Origin of the sequence: Sphingobium abikonense NBRC 16140 (genome assembly GCF_001598335.1) — a bacterium.
GTDB lineage: Bacteria > Pseudomonadota > Alphaproteobacteria > Sphingomonadales > Sphingomonadaceae > Sphingobium > Sphingobium abikonense.
In genome coordinates this window covers 85,832-100,877 of record NZ_BCYT01000002.1, presented here as the reverse complement: position 1 = coordinate 100,877, position 15,046 = coordinate 85,832, and the positions used below count along the sequence as shown (strand labels likewise).

Here is a 15,046-nt window from a genome sequence, read left to right as displayed (position 1 = left end):
TGGCTAAGGGTCGGTCACGATGCAGAGAAACGACCGCAAGCCGCCCACGATCAAGGATGTCGCCGCCCGCGCCGGCGTATCGGTGATGACCGCATCGCGCGCCATAAACGGCAAGGCGCTGGTCAGCCCCAGCGCTCGGCAGGCCGTGGCGCGCGCGGTCGAGGCGCTGGGCTATGTTCCCAACGCATCCGCGCGTGCATTGGCGGGCAGCGCTGACCGCCGCGTTGCCCTGCTCCACAGCAACAGCACCACATCGGCCTATCTGGGCGAATTATTGCTCGGCGCCCTGGCTGAAGCGCCCCAGCGTCACTTGCACCTGGTAGTCGAACAATGTGCGCCCGGCGCCTTCGCACAGGAAGTGGTCGATCAGGTCGCGCAGGCGCATGTCGCCGGGGTGATCCTGCCTCCGCCCCTGTGCGACTGGTCGGAATTGGTTGATCTTCTGACCCAGCGCGACATCGCCGTGGTGGCGATCGCACCCGACAGGGACGGCCCGGACCGGCTGTCGGTCGGCACGGACGACCGGCATGCCGCCTATGATCTTGCCCGCCACCTGATCGACCTTGGCCACAGGCGCATCGGCTTCATCGAAGGCAATCCCCGTCACCGCGCCAGCGCCCGGCGGCTTCAGGGCTTTCGCGACTGTCTGACGGATCATGGCATCGCGGTCGACGACGCGCTGGTGGCGGCTGGCGACTTTTCTTTCCGCTCAGGACTGGACGCGGCCGAACATCTGCTTGGCCTTGCAACGCCACCCACCGCGATCTTCGCCTGCAATGACGATATGGCGGCCGCCGCCATCACCGTCGCGCATCAGCGCAGGCTGAACGTGCCGGGCGACATCAGCATCTGCGGTTTCGATGACACCCCGCTCGCCAGCGCCATCTGGCCCGCGCTGACGACTATTCGCCAGCCCATCCGCGACATGAGCCGCGAAGCGATCGGCCTCCTCGCCATGCGGTTTCGCAGCCAGGACGAGGGCAGCGGGGACAGCATTGCCGCGGTAAAACTCGACTATCAGCTTATCCGCCGCCAGTCCGACGCCGTGCCTGCGCGACACTGATCCCAGATCACAGAAATCCTTGCTGGCGCAACCAGGCTTCGCACAGGCGCGGCCAGAGCGACACCGGCAGGTCTTGCGTATCGAGCGCAAAGCCATGCGGCGCATCGGCAAAGACATGAAGTTCCGCGCTCCCGCCCGCATCGCGCCATGCCTCCGCGAGACGATGCGCATTGTCCACCGGCACTACCCGATCATTGCCGGCATAGACGATGAAGGCAGGCGGTGGGCCGGGCCGCAATTGTGCGTCGGGCTGCAACGCATCGTACAGCGCCTGCTTTTCCGCCGGCGGCAGCGGCGGCTTGTCGGCGATGATCGTCCGCCCGCTGGCATTGGTGGAAATAGGTGCATAACCGATTACCATGATGTCGGGCCGCTGTGGTTCGGCTGTCCCCCATCCGGCCGGGTAAGTGGCGGCCAGGCAGGCAGCGAGATGACCACCTGACGATAATCCGACGACGCCCAGCCCCCGATCGGCAAGGCCGCTGCGACGGATCAGCGCCATCGCCGCCATTGCGTCGTCCAACGGGGCAGCCGGCCCGGTCCCGGCATGGGGAAAGCGGTGGATCAGGACGAAGGCATGATAGCCAAGGCCATTCAGCCAGCGCGCGACCTGCACGCCCTCCCGTCCCGCCATCAGCGCGGTATAGCCGCCCCCGCCCAGCACAAGCATCGCCCGGCCATTGGGGTGATCGGGCGCATAGCCAAGCAGCACAGGTCGTTCGACCGCGCTGACGACCGCCGCCTCGGGTGTCGCGGCATCGTCCTCCAGCGTGAATGCGCCGCTTGCCGCGCCGTGCAGCGGCCAGACCAGATCAGCAGCCAGCATCGCGCGCCTCCATCGGGCAGCCATGGGTGGGATAGGCCTCGCCATCCAGTTCAACCGCTTCGCGCACCACCTCCAGCCGGTCGCCCGCATCGCGCATTTCATAGAATTTCGCCAAGGCCCGCTTGAACGGTCGGTGCAACACCAGCATCAGCCGCCCATCAAAAGCGTGGAACAGCATACCGTGCCCGCTGTCCCGTTCGATCAGTGGCCCCAATTGCTCCCACGGCCCCGCCAGCGTCCCGCTGGTCGATCGCGCCTGCGCCTGGACATAACCGTCCTTACCCCAGCTGGACCAGAGCATCAGCAGCGTGCCCGTCTTCGTGCGGAACAATTCCGGCCCGTCGGTGACATAGCCGGTATCGCCTTCGGGCTGCTTCTGCCCCACCACCCAGTCGCCAGCGTCAGCGCGGAACAGGACGCGCGGCTTGCCGGCAGGCGACAGGTCGCCCTTCAGCGGCAGCCCCTCGATCGTGCCGACGCCCAATTGCAGCCATTCATGCGCATAGACCATCCACGGCTTGCCCGCCGCATCGACGTGCAAAGTGCCGTCCAGCGTCATCGCGTCCGCGGGCGTCGGCGGCTCCCCGCGATTGATAAGGGCATAAGGCCCGTCAATCCGGTCGGCCACCGCCAGCAGCGTCGCGCGCCGATATAACGGGCGCCCGGACCTGGACGGCAGGACCGCTCTTTCGTTGTGAAAAGTCGCGAACAGATACCAGCGGCCCTTCCAGCGATGCACTTCGGGCGCCCAACCGCCATCGTCGGCCCAACTGTCCCGCGGCATGGCGAACACCAGCCGGGGCTTTTCCCAATGTGCCAGGTCGCCGCTGGCATAGGCCATAATGCCCACGCGCCCGTCGCCCGTCACCGCCGGGTCATTCTTCGAAAACAGCCAGTAGGTCCGGCTCGTCTCTTCCGCCACCACCCAGGGATCGTGGATGCGCAGGTGCGACGTCAACAATGGCGCATCGGCTACCGCCGGCGCGGAAAAGCCCAGCAGCAAAGCGGCAGCGAGCGTCCAGCGCATCATAGCGCCAGCCTGTTGCCATAGCCGATGATGATCGTCGCCAGGATCAACAGGCCCACGCCGCTCCACACCATGCGGCGGATGGCAGGTGCCGCATCCTTCCATTCGCGAAAGGCAAAGCCCCAGCAGGTGCCGAAGATGATGATCGACGCCATGTGCAGCGTCCAGCTGGAAAAGCCGAAGCGACCCATCTGGCTTTCGCCCATGGTGTAGAAGAAGAACTGGAAATACCAGGCGGTGCCCGCGAGCGCGCAGAGCAGGAAATTGGGCAACAGCGATGGCCGCTGGCCGCTCCCATCGGGCGCGCCGAGCCACTGCCGGGCCGACCTGTTCCGGGCGATCAGCCACGCGCACCAGAGCGCATTGGTGATCAGGCCGCCGAACATCACGAGGCAGAGCGTGGGCAGACCGGTCCACAGCGGACCCGTGCCGGCGGCGGCGGACAGCGCCTTCACCGGCTCACCCGCCGCAAGTCCAAAGGCAAAGCAGCTCGACATGATGCCGGAAAAGACCGCAACGGCGATGCCCTTTTTGAAATCGAATTCGGCCACGGCGGTGGCCTTTTGCGACGGGGACAGGGCTTCATCCTTGCGCGCGCCGGCGCGCGCGACGACGATGATCCCGGCCAGCGTCACGGCAAGGCCCAGCAGCACGATCTGCCCGTGCGTAGTGCCGGCAATGTCGCGCATGAACGTACCGTCGAATATCGGCGGGATCAGCGTACCAAAGACCGTGCACAGACCCAGCACTACCGCCATGCCCAGCGACAGGCCCAGATACCGCATGGTAAGGCCATAAGTGAGGCCGCCAAAGCCCCAAAGAAAGCCGAAGAATATACACCAACCCATGACGGTGGACGGCACGCGGCCCATCACCCCCAGCAGATCGTTGGTTTGAAGCGCAGCGAAGAACCAAGGCGCGATCACCCAGGAAAAGAGCCCGCCGGTCAGCCAGAAAATTTCCCAGTTCCAGCGTTTGACGCCGCGAAAGGGCACATAGAAGCTGGCCGAGGCGAAACCGCCCAGCCAGTGAAACAGCACGCCGAGCAGCGGATTGGGGGTCATAGGTCAAGTCCCAGGCGATAGAGGCGATTGGCGTTGCCGCCGAACAAGGCGCGGCGGTCGGCTTCCGGCAAATCCGCGACGATGGCGTGGTAGGTTTCCATGTAGCGGTCGATCGAGCCGAATAGCTTGTCGGTCGGCGTATCGCTGGCAAAGGCGCAGCGTTCGACGCCGAACAGGTCGACCGTCTCGCGCACCAGATGCCCGATCGTCTCGCGGCTCCAGTCGCGGCGAATGAAGCCCATGCCAGACAGCTTGACCGCGACATGGGGCAGGCGGCTGAGCGCCTTCATGCCCGCGCGCCAGTCCGCAAGGCCATCGGCATCGGTCAGCACCGGCATGCCCATATGATTGATGATGACGGGAATGTCGGGATGCCGCTCGATCAGCGGGACAAGGCCCGGCATTTGCCCCGGATAGCATTGCAGGTCGAAGGACAGGCCATGGTTCGCCAGCAGTGCATAGCCCGCCTGCCAGAGCGGATCGCGCGTCAGATCGGTGGGTGTGTAGCTGCGATTGGGGTCGCCATGCCAGTTGACGATATGGCGAATACCCCTGACGCGCGGATGCGCCGCCTGCGCGGCCAGCAGTCCGTCGACGTTCGGATCGTTAAGCGCGGCAAAGGCGACGATGCCGGTCGGCAGGCCTTCGATCTGCGCCAGCCCCTCCAGCCACTGCGTCTCGCGCAGTGCGCTTTCCGCCGCCGCACCCGCGTCGACATGCACCGCGCCCACGACATTCCAGCGGGCGAGGTCAGTGCGATAATCGGCGACGCCATAATCACGCGCGATTGGCTCGACACTGCCGTTCGGGCCGTCATCCGAAAAGGGCGGGCTCAGCCAGTCATAGCGGATGTTGTTCAGGTCCCACAGATGGATATGCGCATCGACAAAGGGGATCATCTGCCTCTCCCGTCATGGACATGCGGCGCCCCGGCTCTTCCGGCCGGTCGCGCCGCGTGGCTTTGCAATTCAGAAGGTCGTGCGCCCCCCCGACGTGTCGAAGGTCGACGCTGTGGTGAAGCTGCATTCCTCGCTGGCCATGAAACAGACCATCGCCGCCGATTCCTCGACCAGGCCAAGGCGCCCCATCGGAATTTTCGATCGCATATAATCGACCTGGCTCTGGGGCAGCTGGGCGAGGATCGGGCTTTCGAAGGTCGCGGGGGTCAGCGCATTGGCAATGATGCCCTTACCCGCCAGTTCCTTGCCAAGGCTCTTGGTGAAGCCGATCACGCCCGCCTTGCTGGCGGAATAGGCGCTGGCGTTGGGATTGCCCTCCTTGCCCGCGACCGAGGCGAGGTTCACGATCCGGCCATAGCCATTTTCGAGCATGAACGGCACGACTTCGCGGTTGCAGTAGAACAGGCCATTCAGGTTGATGTCGATCACCCGCTGGAAACTGTCGACCGGATACTCCCATGCCGTCGCGGTCGCGCCGGTAATGCCGGCCGAGCAGACCAATATATCAACCCTGCCCAATGCTGCCGCGCTGTCCTTCGCCGCGGCGGCGACGGCGGCGTGATCCGACACGTCGAGCGCCGCGACATGCGCCGCGCCGATCTCCGCCTGCGTGGCCGCCAGCGCATCGCCGTTCAGATCCCACAGCGCGACCGTACCGCCTTCGGCAATGATGCGCGCGGCGACCTGTTTTCCCAGGCCCGATGCGCCGCCGGTGACGATCGCGGTGCGACCGTCAAATCGTCCGGACCACACGCTCATCCAAGCACCGCGTCGCCCAGGTGGCGCCATTCCGATACCATCTGGCGCTGCGTGCCCAGCTTCTCGATGCCCAGTTCCATGACGTCGCCGGCCTTCAGGTAGATGGCATTGGGCTTCTTGCCCTCGCCCACGCCCGGCGGGGTGCCGGTGATCATCAGGTCGCCGGGATAAAGCGTGATATATTCGCTGACATAGGAAATGAGCTGGGCAATGTTGAAGATCATCGTCTTCGTATTGCCGGTCTGCATGCGCTCGCCATTGATGTCGAGATACATGTCCAGGTTCTGCGGATCGGCCACTTCATCGGGCGTCACCAGCCAGGGGCCGACCGGGCAGAAAGTGTCATGCCCCTTGCCCTTGGACCATTGCGTGCCGCGCTGCTTCTGGTTGAAGCGCTCCGACACGTCGTTGACGAGGACATAGCCCGCCACCTTCGACAAGGCCTCATCCTCGGGCACGAAGCGGCAGGTTTCGCCGATCACCACGCCCAGTTCGACTTCCCAATCGCCATGGGTGCTGTTCTTCGGCAGCACGACTTCGTCATTGGGTCCGTTGAGCGAGGACAGCGCCTTCATGAACATCATCGGCTCGGTCGGGATCGGCAGGTTCGATTCAATCGCATGGTCCTCATAATTGAGGCCGATGGCGACGATCTTGCCGATGCCCTTGACCGGCACGCCATAGCGCGGTTCACCCTCGACCACCGGGAGCGAAGCGACATCCGCGCCCTTCGCGGCGGCCAGCGCTTCGATCGTCAGTTCGGGCACCACGCCAGACAAGTCGCGGATCTTGCCATCGGCATCGATAATACCGGGCTTTTCCTGGCCACGCTGGCCAAAACGGCAGAATTTCATGGGGTCAATCTCTCTTCTGTCGGATCAATGAGTATAGGGACGGTGCATCGCGATGTCGGGGTTGAGGTCGACGCCAAAGCCCGGCTTGTCGAGCGCGCTCACCTTCATCCGGCCATTCTCCGGCACCGGCTCGCCCAGCAATTGGGGGTGGAACATCGGCACCACTTCCGTCGGCCCCGGGTGCATCATCAGAAACTCGGCGAAGGGCGAATTATGCCGGGTGATAACGAAGTGGTAGCTGTAGACCGACGATCCGTGCGGCACGACCATCTTGCCATGGGCGTCGGCAAGCGCGCTGATCTTGAGCAATTCGGTCACGCCGCCGCACCAGCCGACATCGGGCTGGATGATGTCGCAGCAATCCATCTCCATCAGCATGCGAAAGCCCCAGCGGGTCGCCTCATGCTCGCCGGTCGTCACCAGCATCCCCTTGGGCACGTTGCGCTTGAGCTGTTGATAGCCCCAATAATCGTCGGGGCTGATCGCCTCCTCGATCCATTTGAGGCCCAGATCGTGCGCGGCGATGGCGAGGCGGGTCGCATAGTCGACGTCCAGCGCCATCCAGCAATCCCACATCAGCCAGAAATCATCGCCGACCTTCGAGCGCATGTCGGCCAGTTCGACGATATTCTTCTTCAAGCCCTCGATGCCTTCGGCCGGGCCATGGTGCAGCGGCATCTTGCCGCCGATGAAACCGAATTCCTTTGCCTTGTCCGGCCGCGCGCCCGTGGCGTAGAATTGCAGTTCGTCGCGCACGGCGCCGCCCAGCAGGTGATAGACCGGCTCCTGCCGCAGCTTGCCCAGCAAATCCCACAGCGCCAGGTCGACGCCAGAGATGGCGTTCACCACCAATCCCTTGCGCCCATAATATTGAGTCGAAAAATACATCTGGTCCCAGATCTTCTCGTAATCGGTGGGCGCGCGGCCCTCCAGGAAGCGGGCGAGATGCTTTTCGACGATATAGGCGGCCGGTTCGCCGCCGGTGGTGACAGCGAAGCCGACGGTGCCGTCCTCCGCCTCGATCTCGACCACCAATGTGCCCAGCACATTGATGCCGAAGCTCTGCCGTGACTGGCGGTATTCGGGATAGCGCGACATCGGCGTCGCAATGTGATCGTCGATCCAGTGGCCGTCGCCCTGGTCATGATAATCCGCGCCGCCCCCGCGCACGGTAAAGGCCCGGACATGTTTGATCTTCGGCAAGCTCACGATCGGCACGCAGTCACTCCTTGAACCCCAGTTGATACCGGCGCGCCGCCCGATCGCCCGGGCCGGTGCGGCAATTCATTGCAAAAACGGGCGAACTCGCCGCAAGCTGAGCGAGCAAGAGGGTCTGGCGCGATCGAGAAGAATCATGTCGGCCCCTCCTTCACCCTTGTTTTTCTCATTTTGTGGGATAGAGTGTTAGTAGATGAGACAAAATTCGTCAAACCCTGAATCGGGACAAAAGGCGGGAGGGCGAAAGATCATGGCGGACGGCAGCGAAAGGGCCGAACCGACGCGCGCTTCGGGATCGCAGACGCTGCAACGTGGGCTCGATCTGCTGGACCAGGTGATCGACGGTCCGGTCAGGCTTGCCGACCTCTCCGAACGCATGGGCCTCACCCGATCGACCACCCACCGGCTCGCCAATGCGCTTGTCGATCGCGGCTTTCTGACCTTCCTGCCGCGCGAAGGCTATCAACTGGGGCCAAAGCTGTTGCAGCTCGGTTTCCTCGCGCAAAGCCAGACCGACGTGGTGCAGATCGCTCGTCCCCATCTTGAAGCGCTCGCCGCCGCGAGCGAGGATGTCGTGCATCTCGGCCGCCTCGACAGCGACCATGCCCTCTATCTCGACAAGATACCCGGACGCCGCCGGGTCGAAATCTCCAGCCGCATCGGCGATCGTCAGCCGCTCACCTCGACCGGCCTTGGCAAGGCGCTGCTGCTCGATGATCCCGAAGCCAATTGGCGACGCCTGTTCGACGCAGATCAGGCGGCCGGCACCCATCCGATCGACTATGACCTGTGGGTCGAACGCATGCGCGGCTATGCCGCCGAGGGCCGAGCCTTCGACCTCGAGGAAAATGAGGATCAGATACGCTGCGTCGCCGCCCCCATCCGCGATGCGTCGGGCGCGATCGTCGCGGCCATCAGCCTGTCGAGCGCGGCGCAATATATGGACGACGCGCGGATGGACATGCTGACCGAAGATGTCCGCGCCACCGCGCAGAAAGTCAGTGCCGACCTGGGCTGGACCCCCGGCATCAAATCCCCCCGCCGCCCGGCGCGGCGCTAACAGTCAAGGAAATGCTCCCCATGAAGCTGCTTGAAGGCAAGACCGTCCTCGTCACCGGCGCATCGACCGGCATCGGCCGCGCCGCCGCCATCGGCGCTGCGCAGCATGGTGCCGACGTGGCGATCAATTATGCGCATAGCGACGGTCCCGCGCAAAGCTGCGTTACGGAGATCAAGGCGCTGGGCCAGCGCGCCATCGCGGTGAAGGGCGATGTCGCCGATCCGCAGACCGCGCAGGACTTCGTGGCAAAGGCCGTCGAAACCTTCGGCAAGGTCGATGTGATGGTCAGCAATGCGGGCATCTGCCCCTTCCATGCCTTTCTCGACATGCCGGTCGAGGTGGTCGAGCGCACCTTCAAGGTGAACCTGCATGGCGCCTATTTCATGGTGCAGGCGGCTGCGCAGCAGATGGTCAAACAAGGGCATGGCGGTTCGATCGTCGCCGTGTCGTCCATTTCGGCGCTGGTCGGCGGCGAATATCAGACCCACTATACGCCGACCAAGGCGGGCGTGCATTCGCTGATGCAGTCCACGGCGATCGCGCTCGGCAAGCATGGCATTCGCTGCAACAGCGTCCTGCCCGGCACCATCCTGACCGAAATCAACAAGGATGACCTCGCCGACCAGGAAAAGCGCGAATATATGGAAAAGCGCACGCCGCTCGGTCGCCTTGGCGCGCCCGAAGACCTGGCCGGGCCGATCGTCTTCCTCGCGTCCGACATGGCCGCCTATGTCACCGGCGCGGCGCTGCTGGTCGATGGCGGCATGTATGTGAATTTGCAGTAACTCGCATCGGTGGAAAAGATCGCAGCATGAAGATCGCCCGGAAAGCCGTCATCGCCCTCGTGGCCCTGCTCGCGCCCCTGCCCGCGCAGGCCACGCGGCCTGGCGACACCATCCTGATCGCGGGTGATTCGACGGCCTCCGCCTACACAGGCGATCGCTATCCGCAGACCGGCTGGGGCCAGATGCTGCAATGCGGCCTGACGCCTGACGTCCGGGTGCTCAACCATGCGATGGGCGGCCGCTCCACCCGCACTTTCCTTGGCGAAGGACGGTGGCAGGCAGTGCTGGCCGACCTGATGCCGGGCGACACTGTGCTCATCCAGTTCGGGCATAACGACGCCTATCGCGCCAAGCCCGCGCGATGGGCACCGGCCCGCACTGATTATCGCGACAATCTGCTGCGCTTCATCTGGGACGTGCGGATCGCCGGCGGCCATCCGGTGCTCCTCACGCCCGTCGCACGCCGTAGTTTCGCGGCGGACGGGCGGGCGAAGGCGGATTTCGCCGACTATAGCGCGGTGGTGCGCGAACTGGCGGCCAGCACCGACACGCCGCTGATCGATCTTGAATCGCTTTCCCGTGCCTGGGTCGATCTCGCCGGGCGCGACGGATCGAAAGCCTATTATCTTCACTACAGCCCGCAGGACCATGCCCCCGGCTTCCCCAAGGGCGTCGATGACGATACGCATTTCAGCGAACTGGGCGCGCGGCAGGTCGCCGACCTCGTCGCCGGAGGCCTCAAGGCGTTGAACCTGCCCATATCCGCCAAGGTGCTCGCGTCGCGTCCCGCGCTGACTCGCACCACCCCGCTCGGCCGCACGGAGTGCCAGTGACCATGCCCGATTTCGACCGCCGCACCCTGATGGCCGGCGCGCTTGCCGGCGCTGCCCTGTCCTCCACCCCAGCGTTGGCGCAAAGTTTCCCGCTGCCCAAAGGCTTTACCCGGTTCCCGATCTGGCCGGGCAAGGCACCCGGCGGCGAGAAGGTGACGGTGCGGGAAGTTGAAACGCTGCGCCGTCCAGACAGCGGGCCGGACGACGGCGTCTTCGCTCATATCGTGACGCCCACGCTCACCATGTTGCGGCCCGAGGCGGTGGGAGCGAAACCCAATGGCGCGGCCATGCTGCTGCTTCCCGGCGGCGGCTACAGCCGCGTTGCGATCGGTCATGAAGGCTATGCCATCGCCCGCCGCTTCGCCCAGGCCGGCTATGTCTGCTTCGTTCTGCTCTATCGCCTGCCTGCCGACAATTGGGCGGCCGGCCCGGAAGCCCCGCTGCAGGACGCGCAGCGGGCATTGCGCGTCGTGCGCAGCCTGGCCGCGCGCGAGAAATTCGATGCCGGCCGTGTCGGCGTCATGGGTTTTTCCGCCGGCGGCCATCTCGCCGCCTGGCTCACCAGCCGAGCGCCCGTCGAAAGCTATCGGCCCGTCGACGCGGTTGACCGCGAACCGATCTCCGCCGCGCTCGCCGCCTATCTCTATCCCGTCATTCTGATGGAGGGGCCGTTCGTCCACGCCGGATCGCGCACCCAGTTGCTCGGCCCCGACCCTTCGCCGCAGCGGATGCGCGCTTACTCGCTCGACCAGCAGGTGAGCGATCGCACTCCGCCCGTCTTCCTCGCCCATGCGCTGGACGACGATGCCGTCCCGCCGGAAAACAGTCTCGCCATGCTCGCCGCCTTGCGCGCCAGGGGCATCGCCAGCGAATGTCACCTGTTCGAAAGCGGCGGCCATGGGTTTGGCCTCGTCGCGCCGCCCGCCGCCCCCGCGCCCTGGCCCGAACTGTTCGTCAACTTCGCGAAACGACATGGGCTGTGACGCAGCAGGTCGCTCTCTTCGTCACCTGCCTGGTCGACCTGATGCGCCCGCGCATCGGCTTCGCCGCGATCCGCGCGCTCGAAGCGGCAGGATGCGACGTCATCGTGCCGCAAGGCCAGACCTGCTGCGGCCAGCCCGCACTCAACAGCGGCGACCGCGACCATGCCGCAGCGCTGGCGAAGCAGACGATCGCAGCGCTCGAACCTTATGCGGCCATCATTGTCCCGTCCGGCTCCTGCGCCGGCACCATCCGCTGCCATTATCCCGAAATCTTCGCGGATGACGCGCAATGGCTCCCCCGTGCGCAGGCGGTCGCCGCCAAAACCCACGAGGTCATGGCCTATCTGGACGACGTGCTGGGCTGGAAACCCGACGGCGTCAGCTTAGATGCCACCGCAACCTATCATGACAGCTGTTCGGGGCTGCGCGAACTGGGCATCAAGGCGCAGCCGCGGCGACTGCTCAAGGCGGTCGATGGCCTCAAGCTTGCGCCGCTGGCGGGCGAGGAAACATGCTGCGGCTTTGGCGGCACCTTCTGCGTCAAATATCCCGCCATCTCCAACGCCATCGTCGGCGAAAAGGCCAACGCCATCGACGCCACGGGCGCGGACCTGCTGCTGGCCGGCGATCTGGGCTGCCTCATGAACATGGCCGGCAAGCTGCATCGTGACGGCAGCACGGTGCGCGCCTTCCACGCCATCGAACTGATCGCCGGCATGGGCGATGGCCCCGCCATCGGGGAGGAGCCATGAGCGGGTTCGACACCCGCGCCGCCGCCGCGCTGGCCGATTCCACCCTCAAGACAGCCGTCGAACGAACCGCCGGCACGGCGGAAGCAAAACGCACCCTTGCCGTTGCAGCCTTCCCTGATTTCGAAGCCGCCCGAACCCGCGCCGCCGCGATCAAGGATCATGTCATCGCCCATCTGGGCCATTATCTCGAACAGTTCGAGGCCAATGCGATCGCGGCGGGTGCGCAGGTCCACTGGGCCGCCACCGCCGACGAAGCCTGTCGCATCGTCGTTGACATCTGCCGTAAGGCGAACGCGAAAAATGTCGCCCGCTCCAAATCCATGCTGGGTGAGGAGATCGGCCTGCAGCATGCCCTGGCGGAGGCGGGCATCGGCCGGATCGAAACCGACCTTGCCGAACATATCATCCAGCTGGCCGACGAGCGCCCCTCGCACATCATCTGGCCGGCGATGCACAAGACGCGCGAACAGGTGTCAGCCCTTTTCAAGGCGAAGCATCGCACGCCACACGAGGAAGACAGCATCGCCGCCATGGCCGAAAGCGCCAGGCGCGAACTGCGCGAACAGATGCTGGGCGCGGATGTCGGCATATCGGGCGCCAACTTCCTCATCGCAGATACCGGCGCGGTATGCACCGTCACCAATGAAGGCAATGCCGAACTTTCGCTCGTGCCGCCGCGCGTGCATATCGTGACGGCGGGCATCGAAAAGATAGTGCCGTCCATGCCTCATGCCGTCCATATGCTGCGGATGCTGGCGCGCTCCGCCACCGGCGCGGCGCTCACCCAATATACGACCTTCTATACCGGCCCGAAACGCGCGCACGACCGCGACGGGCCGGAAGAAATGCACATCGTCCTGGTCGACAATGGCCGCACGAATATGCGTGAGGAGGGGCTGGCGGACATGCTGCGCTGCATCCGCTGTGGCGCGTGCATGAACCATTGCGTCGTTTTTCGCCAGATTGGCGGCCATGCCTATGGCGGCACCTATCCCGGCCCCATGGGCGCCGTGTTGACCCCCGCGCTCGATGGCCTCGCCCCCAATCGCGACCTCGTCCAGGCCTGCACGCTCAACGGCAAATGCCAGGAAGTCTGCCCGGTGCGCATCCCCCTCCCCACCCTGCTGAAGGGCTGGCGCGAGAAAAGCTGGCGCGAAGGGCTGGAGCCGACCTCCATGCGCATGGGCCTTGGCCTATGGGCCTGGGTCGCGCGTCGCCCGGCACTCTACCGCCTTGCCACCGGCCTTGCCCTGCGCGCGATGCGGCTGTTGGGTCGGCGCGGCTGGATCGAGACACTGCCGCTGGCGGGCGGCTGGACCCGGCATCGCGCCATGCCCCGGCCCGCCGCCAGCAGCTTCATGGCGCAATATCGCAAGGAACGCCGCCCATGAATGCGCGTGACGCGATCCTTGGCCGGCTCAGAGGCGCAGCGCCCGATGCGGCACAGGCCGCCGCGTTGCTGGTCGCACCCGAACGCCCGGCCGTGGACGAATCCGCGCTGGAGGCGGAATTTCTCGCCCGCCTTGCCCTCCCCAGCGTCAGCGCCAGCCATGACGCGATCGACACGATCGCTGACCTGCCCGCGGCGATTGCCCGCTATCTGGATGCGCAGGGAGAAGCACCCACATTGTGCCTGCCGCCCGACCCGCGGCTTGATCCTTGCGACTGGCGTGGCTTCACCCTGCACGACGTTGCCGCCCCCGCTGAAGTCGCCGCGCTCGCCATCGCGCGGCGCGGCATAGCCGAGACCGGATCGCTCATCTTCGAAACCAGTCCGGCCGCACCGATGCTGCCCAATTTCCTGGCCCTGCATCATATCGTGCTGCTGGCGACGCGCGACATCGCCCCTTATCTGGAGGACGCCCCTCTGCCCGGCACGCAACCGCGCGCCCATTATTGGATCACCGGCGTATCGGGCACCACCGATATCGAGGGCACCTATGTCCGTGGCGCGCACGGCCCCCGCTTCCTGCACGTCATTCTTTTGCGTGGATAACAACCGCATCGTAGGACATCATTCCATATTACGGGAATTTTCTTGGATTTTGCGGTGGGGAGCGTATAGGCTGTTGCGTCCCTATCCTATGCAAGAGGCTTGCCCGGCATGACCACTCCTTTCGATCTTTCCGGCAAGACCGCGATTGTCACCGGCGCCAATACCGGCATCGGCCAGGCGATCGCCCTGTCGCTGGCCCAAGCCGGCGCGGATATCGCCGCCGTTGGCCGCACCCCCGCACAGGACACGGTCGATCAGGTCCGGGCGCTCGGCCGCCGTGCTGAGATTATCTCGGCCGACCTTTCAACCATTGAGCCGGTCCAGCGCGTGATCGACGAAACGCTGGAAAAACTGGGCGGCCTGCACATCCTCGTCAACAATGCCGGGATCATCCGCCGCGCCGACAGCGTCGATTTCACCGAGGAGGATTGGGATGCGGTGATCGACACCAATCTCAAGACCACCTTCTTCCTGTGCCAGGCCGCCGGTCGCCACATGCTGACCAAGGGCGCGGGCAAGATCATCAACATTGCCTCCCTTCTCTCCTTCCAGGGCGGCATTCGGGTGCCCAGCTACACCGCGTCGAAAAGCGGCGTCGCGGGCCTCACCAAGCTGCTTGCCAACGAATGGGCGGCCAGGGGCGTCAATGTGAACGCGATCGCGCCGGGATACATCGCCACCAACAACACCGCCGCTCTTCAGGCGGACGAAACCCGCAACCGCCAGATTCAGGAGCGCATACCGGCCGGCCGCTGGGGCGACCCCGCCGACATTGGCGGCGCGGCCGTGTTCCTGGCGTCCAGCGCCGCCGATTATATCCACGGCCACACGCTTGCGGTCGATGGCGGCTGGCTCGCGCGTTGACCT

The 15,046-nt window shown here is 65.1% G+C and carries 16 protein-coding genes; 9 read left to right on the top strand and 7 right to left on the bottom strand.

All coding sequences use genetic code 11. The features are described 5' to 3' along the window. Positions 1–19: 19 nt before the first annotated feature. Entirely contained in the window at positions 20–1,063 is a 1,044-nt protein-coding gene (locus tag SAB01S_RS02500) for a LacI family DNA-binding transcriptional regulator (RefSeq protein WP_062731575.1), read from the top strand. Positions 1,064–1,070: 7 nt separating this feature from the next. On the opposite strand, the gene SAB01S_RS02495 is transcribed toward SAB01S_RS02500, so the two are convergent. The 7 genes from SAB01S_RS02495 to rhmD all read right to left on the bottom strand — a co-directional run bounded on the left by SAB01S_RS02495 (position 1,071) and on the right by rhmD (position 7,761). Beyond that, positions 1,071–1,889, bottom strand: coding sequence for an alpha/beta hydrolase (locus SAB01S_RS02495; RefSeq protein WP_062731574.1), 819 nt, complete (start codon positions 1,887–1,889; stop codon positions 1,071–1,073). Next, positions 1,876–2,919, bottom strand: coding sequence for a glycoside hydrolase family 43 protein (locus tag SAB01S_RS02490; protein WP_062731573.1), 1,044 nt, complete (start codon positions 2,917–2,919; stop codon positions 1,876–1,878). Before SAB01S_RS02490 ends, SAB01S_RS02495 begins: the two co-directional genes overlap by 14 nt. Then, the gene (gene rhaT, locus SAB01S_RS02485; protein WP_062731572.1) at positions 2,916–3,980 is read right to left on the bottom strand and encodes an L-rhamnose/proton symporter RhaT; all 1,065 of its coding nucleotides are present in this window, start codon (positions 3,978–3,980) and stop codon (positions 2,916–2,918) included. The genes SAB01S_RS02490 and rhaT overlap by 4 nt, the downstream gene beginning before the upstream one ends. Then, on the bottom strand, positions 3,977–4,879 hold the full coding sequence (locus SAB01S_RS02480; protein ID WP_062731571.1) for an amidohydrolase family protein: 903 nt from the start codon (positions 4,877–4,879) through the stop codon (positions 3,977–3,979). Before SAB01S_RS02480 ends, rhaT begins: the two co-directional genes overlap by 4 nt. A gap of 69 nt (positions 4,880–4,948) precedes the next feature. Next, positions 4,949–5,698 (bottom strand): SDR family NAD(P)-dependent oxidoreductase, encoded by a 750-nt coding sequence (locus tag SAB01S_RS02475; protein WP_062731570.1) that lies wholly within the window; start codon positions 5,696–5,698, stop codon positions 4,949–4,951. Next, entirely contained in the window at positions 5,695–6,552 is an 858-nt protein-coding gene (locus SAB01S_RS02470) for a 2,4-didehydro-3-deoxy-L-rhamnonate hydrolase (protein WP_062731569.1), read from the bottom strand. The genes SAB01S_RS02475 and SAB01S_RS02470 overlap by 4 nt, the downstream gene beginning before the upstream one ends. Before the next feature lie 24 nt (positions 6,553–6,576). After that, on the bottom strand, positions 6,577–7,761 hold the full coding sequence (gene rhmD, locus SAB01S_RS02465; protein WP_062731763.1) for an L-rhamnonate dehydratase: 1,185 nt from the start codon (positions 7,759–7,761) through the stop codon (positions 6,577–6,579). Between the two features lie 202 nt (positions 7,762–7,963). On the opposite strand from rhmD, the gene SAB01S_RS02460 reads away from it, so the two are divergent. From SAB01S_RS02460 to kduD, 8 genes are all read left to right on the top strand, one after another. Next, the gene (locus tag SAB01S_RS02460) at positions 7,964–8,830 is read left to right on the top strand and encodes an IclR family transcriptional regulator (RefSeq protein ID WP_062731568.1); all 867 of its coding nucleotides are present in this window, start codon (positions 7,964–7,966) and stop codon (positions 8,828–8,830) included. Between the two features lie 20 nt (positions 8,831–8,850). Next, on the top strand, positions 8,851–9,615 hold the full coding sequence (gene lra1, locus SAB01S_RS02455; protein WP_062731567.1) for an L-rhamnose 1-dehydrogenase Lra1: 765 nt from the start codon (positions 8,851–8,853) through the stop codon (positions 9,613–9,615). A gap of 26 nt (positions 9,616–9,641) precedes the next feature. Beyond that, positions 9,642–10,448: a rhamnogalacturonan acetylesterase gene (locus tag SAB01S_RS02450; RefSeq protein WP_062731566.1), complete on the top strand. Its 807-nt coding sequence runs from the start codon at positions 9,642–9,644 to the stop codon at positions 10,446–10,448. A gap of 2 nt (positions 10,449–10,450) precedes the next feature. Then, a complete protein-coding gene (locus SAB01S_RS02445; RefSeq protein WP_062731565.1) occupies positions 10,451–11,431 on the top strand; it encodes an alpha/beta hydrolase in 981 nt (326 codons plus the stop codon). Continuing rightward, on the top strand, positions 11,428–12,183 hold the full coding sequence (locus SAB01S_RS02440; RefSeq protein WP_062731564.1) for a (Fe-S)-binding protein: 756 nt from the start codon (positions 11,428–11,430) through the stop codon (positions 12,181–12,183). The genes SAB01S_RS02445 and SAB01S_RS02440 overlap by 4 nt, the downstream gene beginning before the upstream one ends. After that, positions 12,180–13,574, top strand: coding sequence for a lactate utilization protein B (locus tag SAB01S_RS02435; RefSeq protein WP_062731563.1), 1,395 nt, complete (start codon positions 12,180–12,182; stop codon positions 13,572–13,574). The genes SAB01S_RS02440 and SAB01S_RS02435 overlap by 4 nt, the downstream gene beginning before the upstream one ends. Next, positions 13,571–14,179 carry a LutC/YkgG family protein gene (locus SAB01S_RS02430; RefSeq protein WP_062731562.1) on the top strand — a complete coding sequence of 203 codons (609 nt, stop codon included), beginning with the start codon at positions 13,571–13,573 and terminating at the stop codon, positions 14,177–14,179. Before SAB01S_RS02435 ends, SAB01S_RS02430 begins: the two co-directional genes overlap by 4 nt. 108 nt (positions 14,180–14,287) lie before the next feature. After that, entirely contained in the window at positions 14,288–15,043 is a 756-nt protein-coding gene (kduD, locus tag SAB01S_RS02425; RefSeq protein WP_062731561.1) for a 2-dehydro-3-deoxy-D-gluconate 5-dehydrogenase KduD, read from the top strand. Positions 15,044–15,046 lie beyond the last annotated feature (3 nt).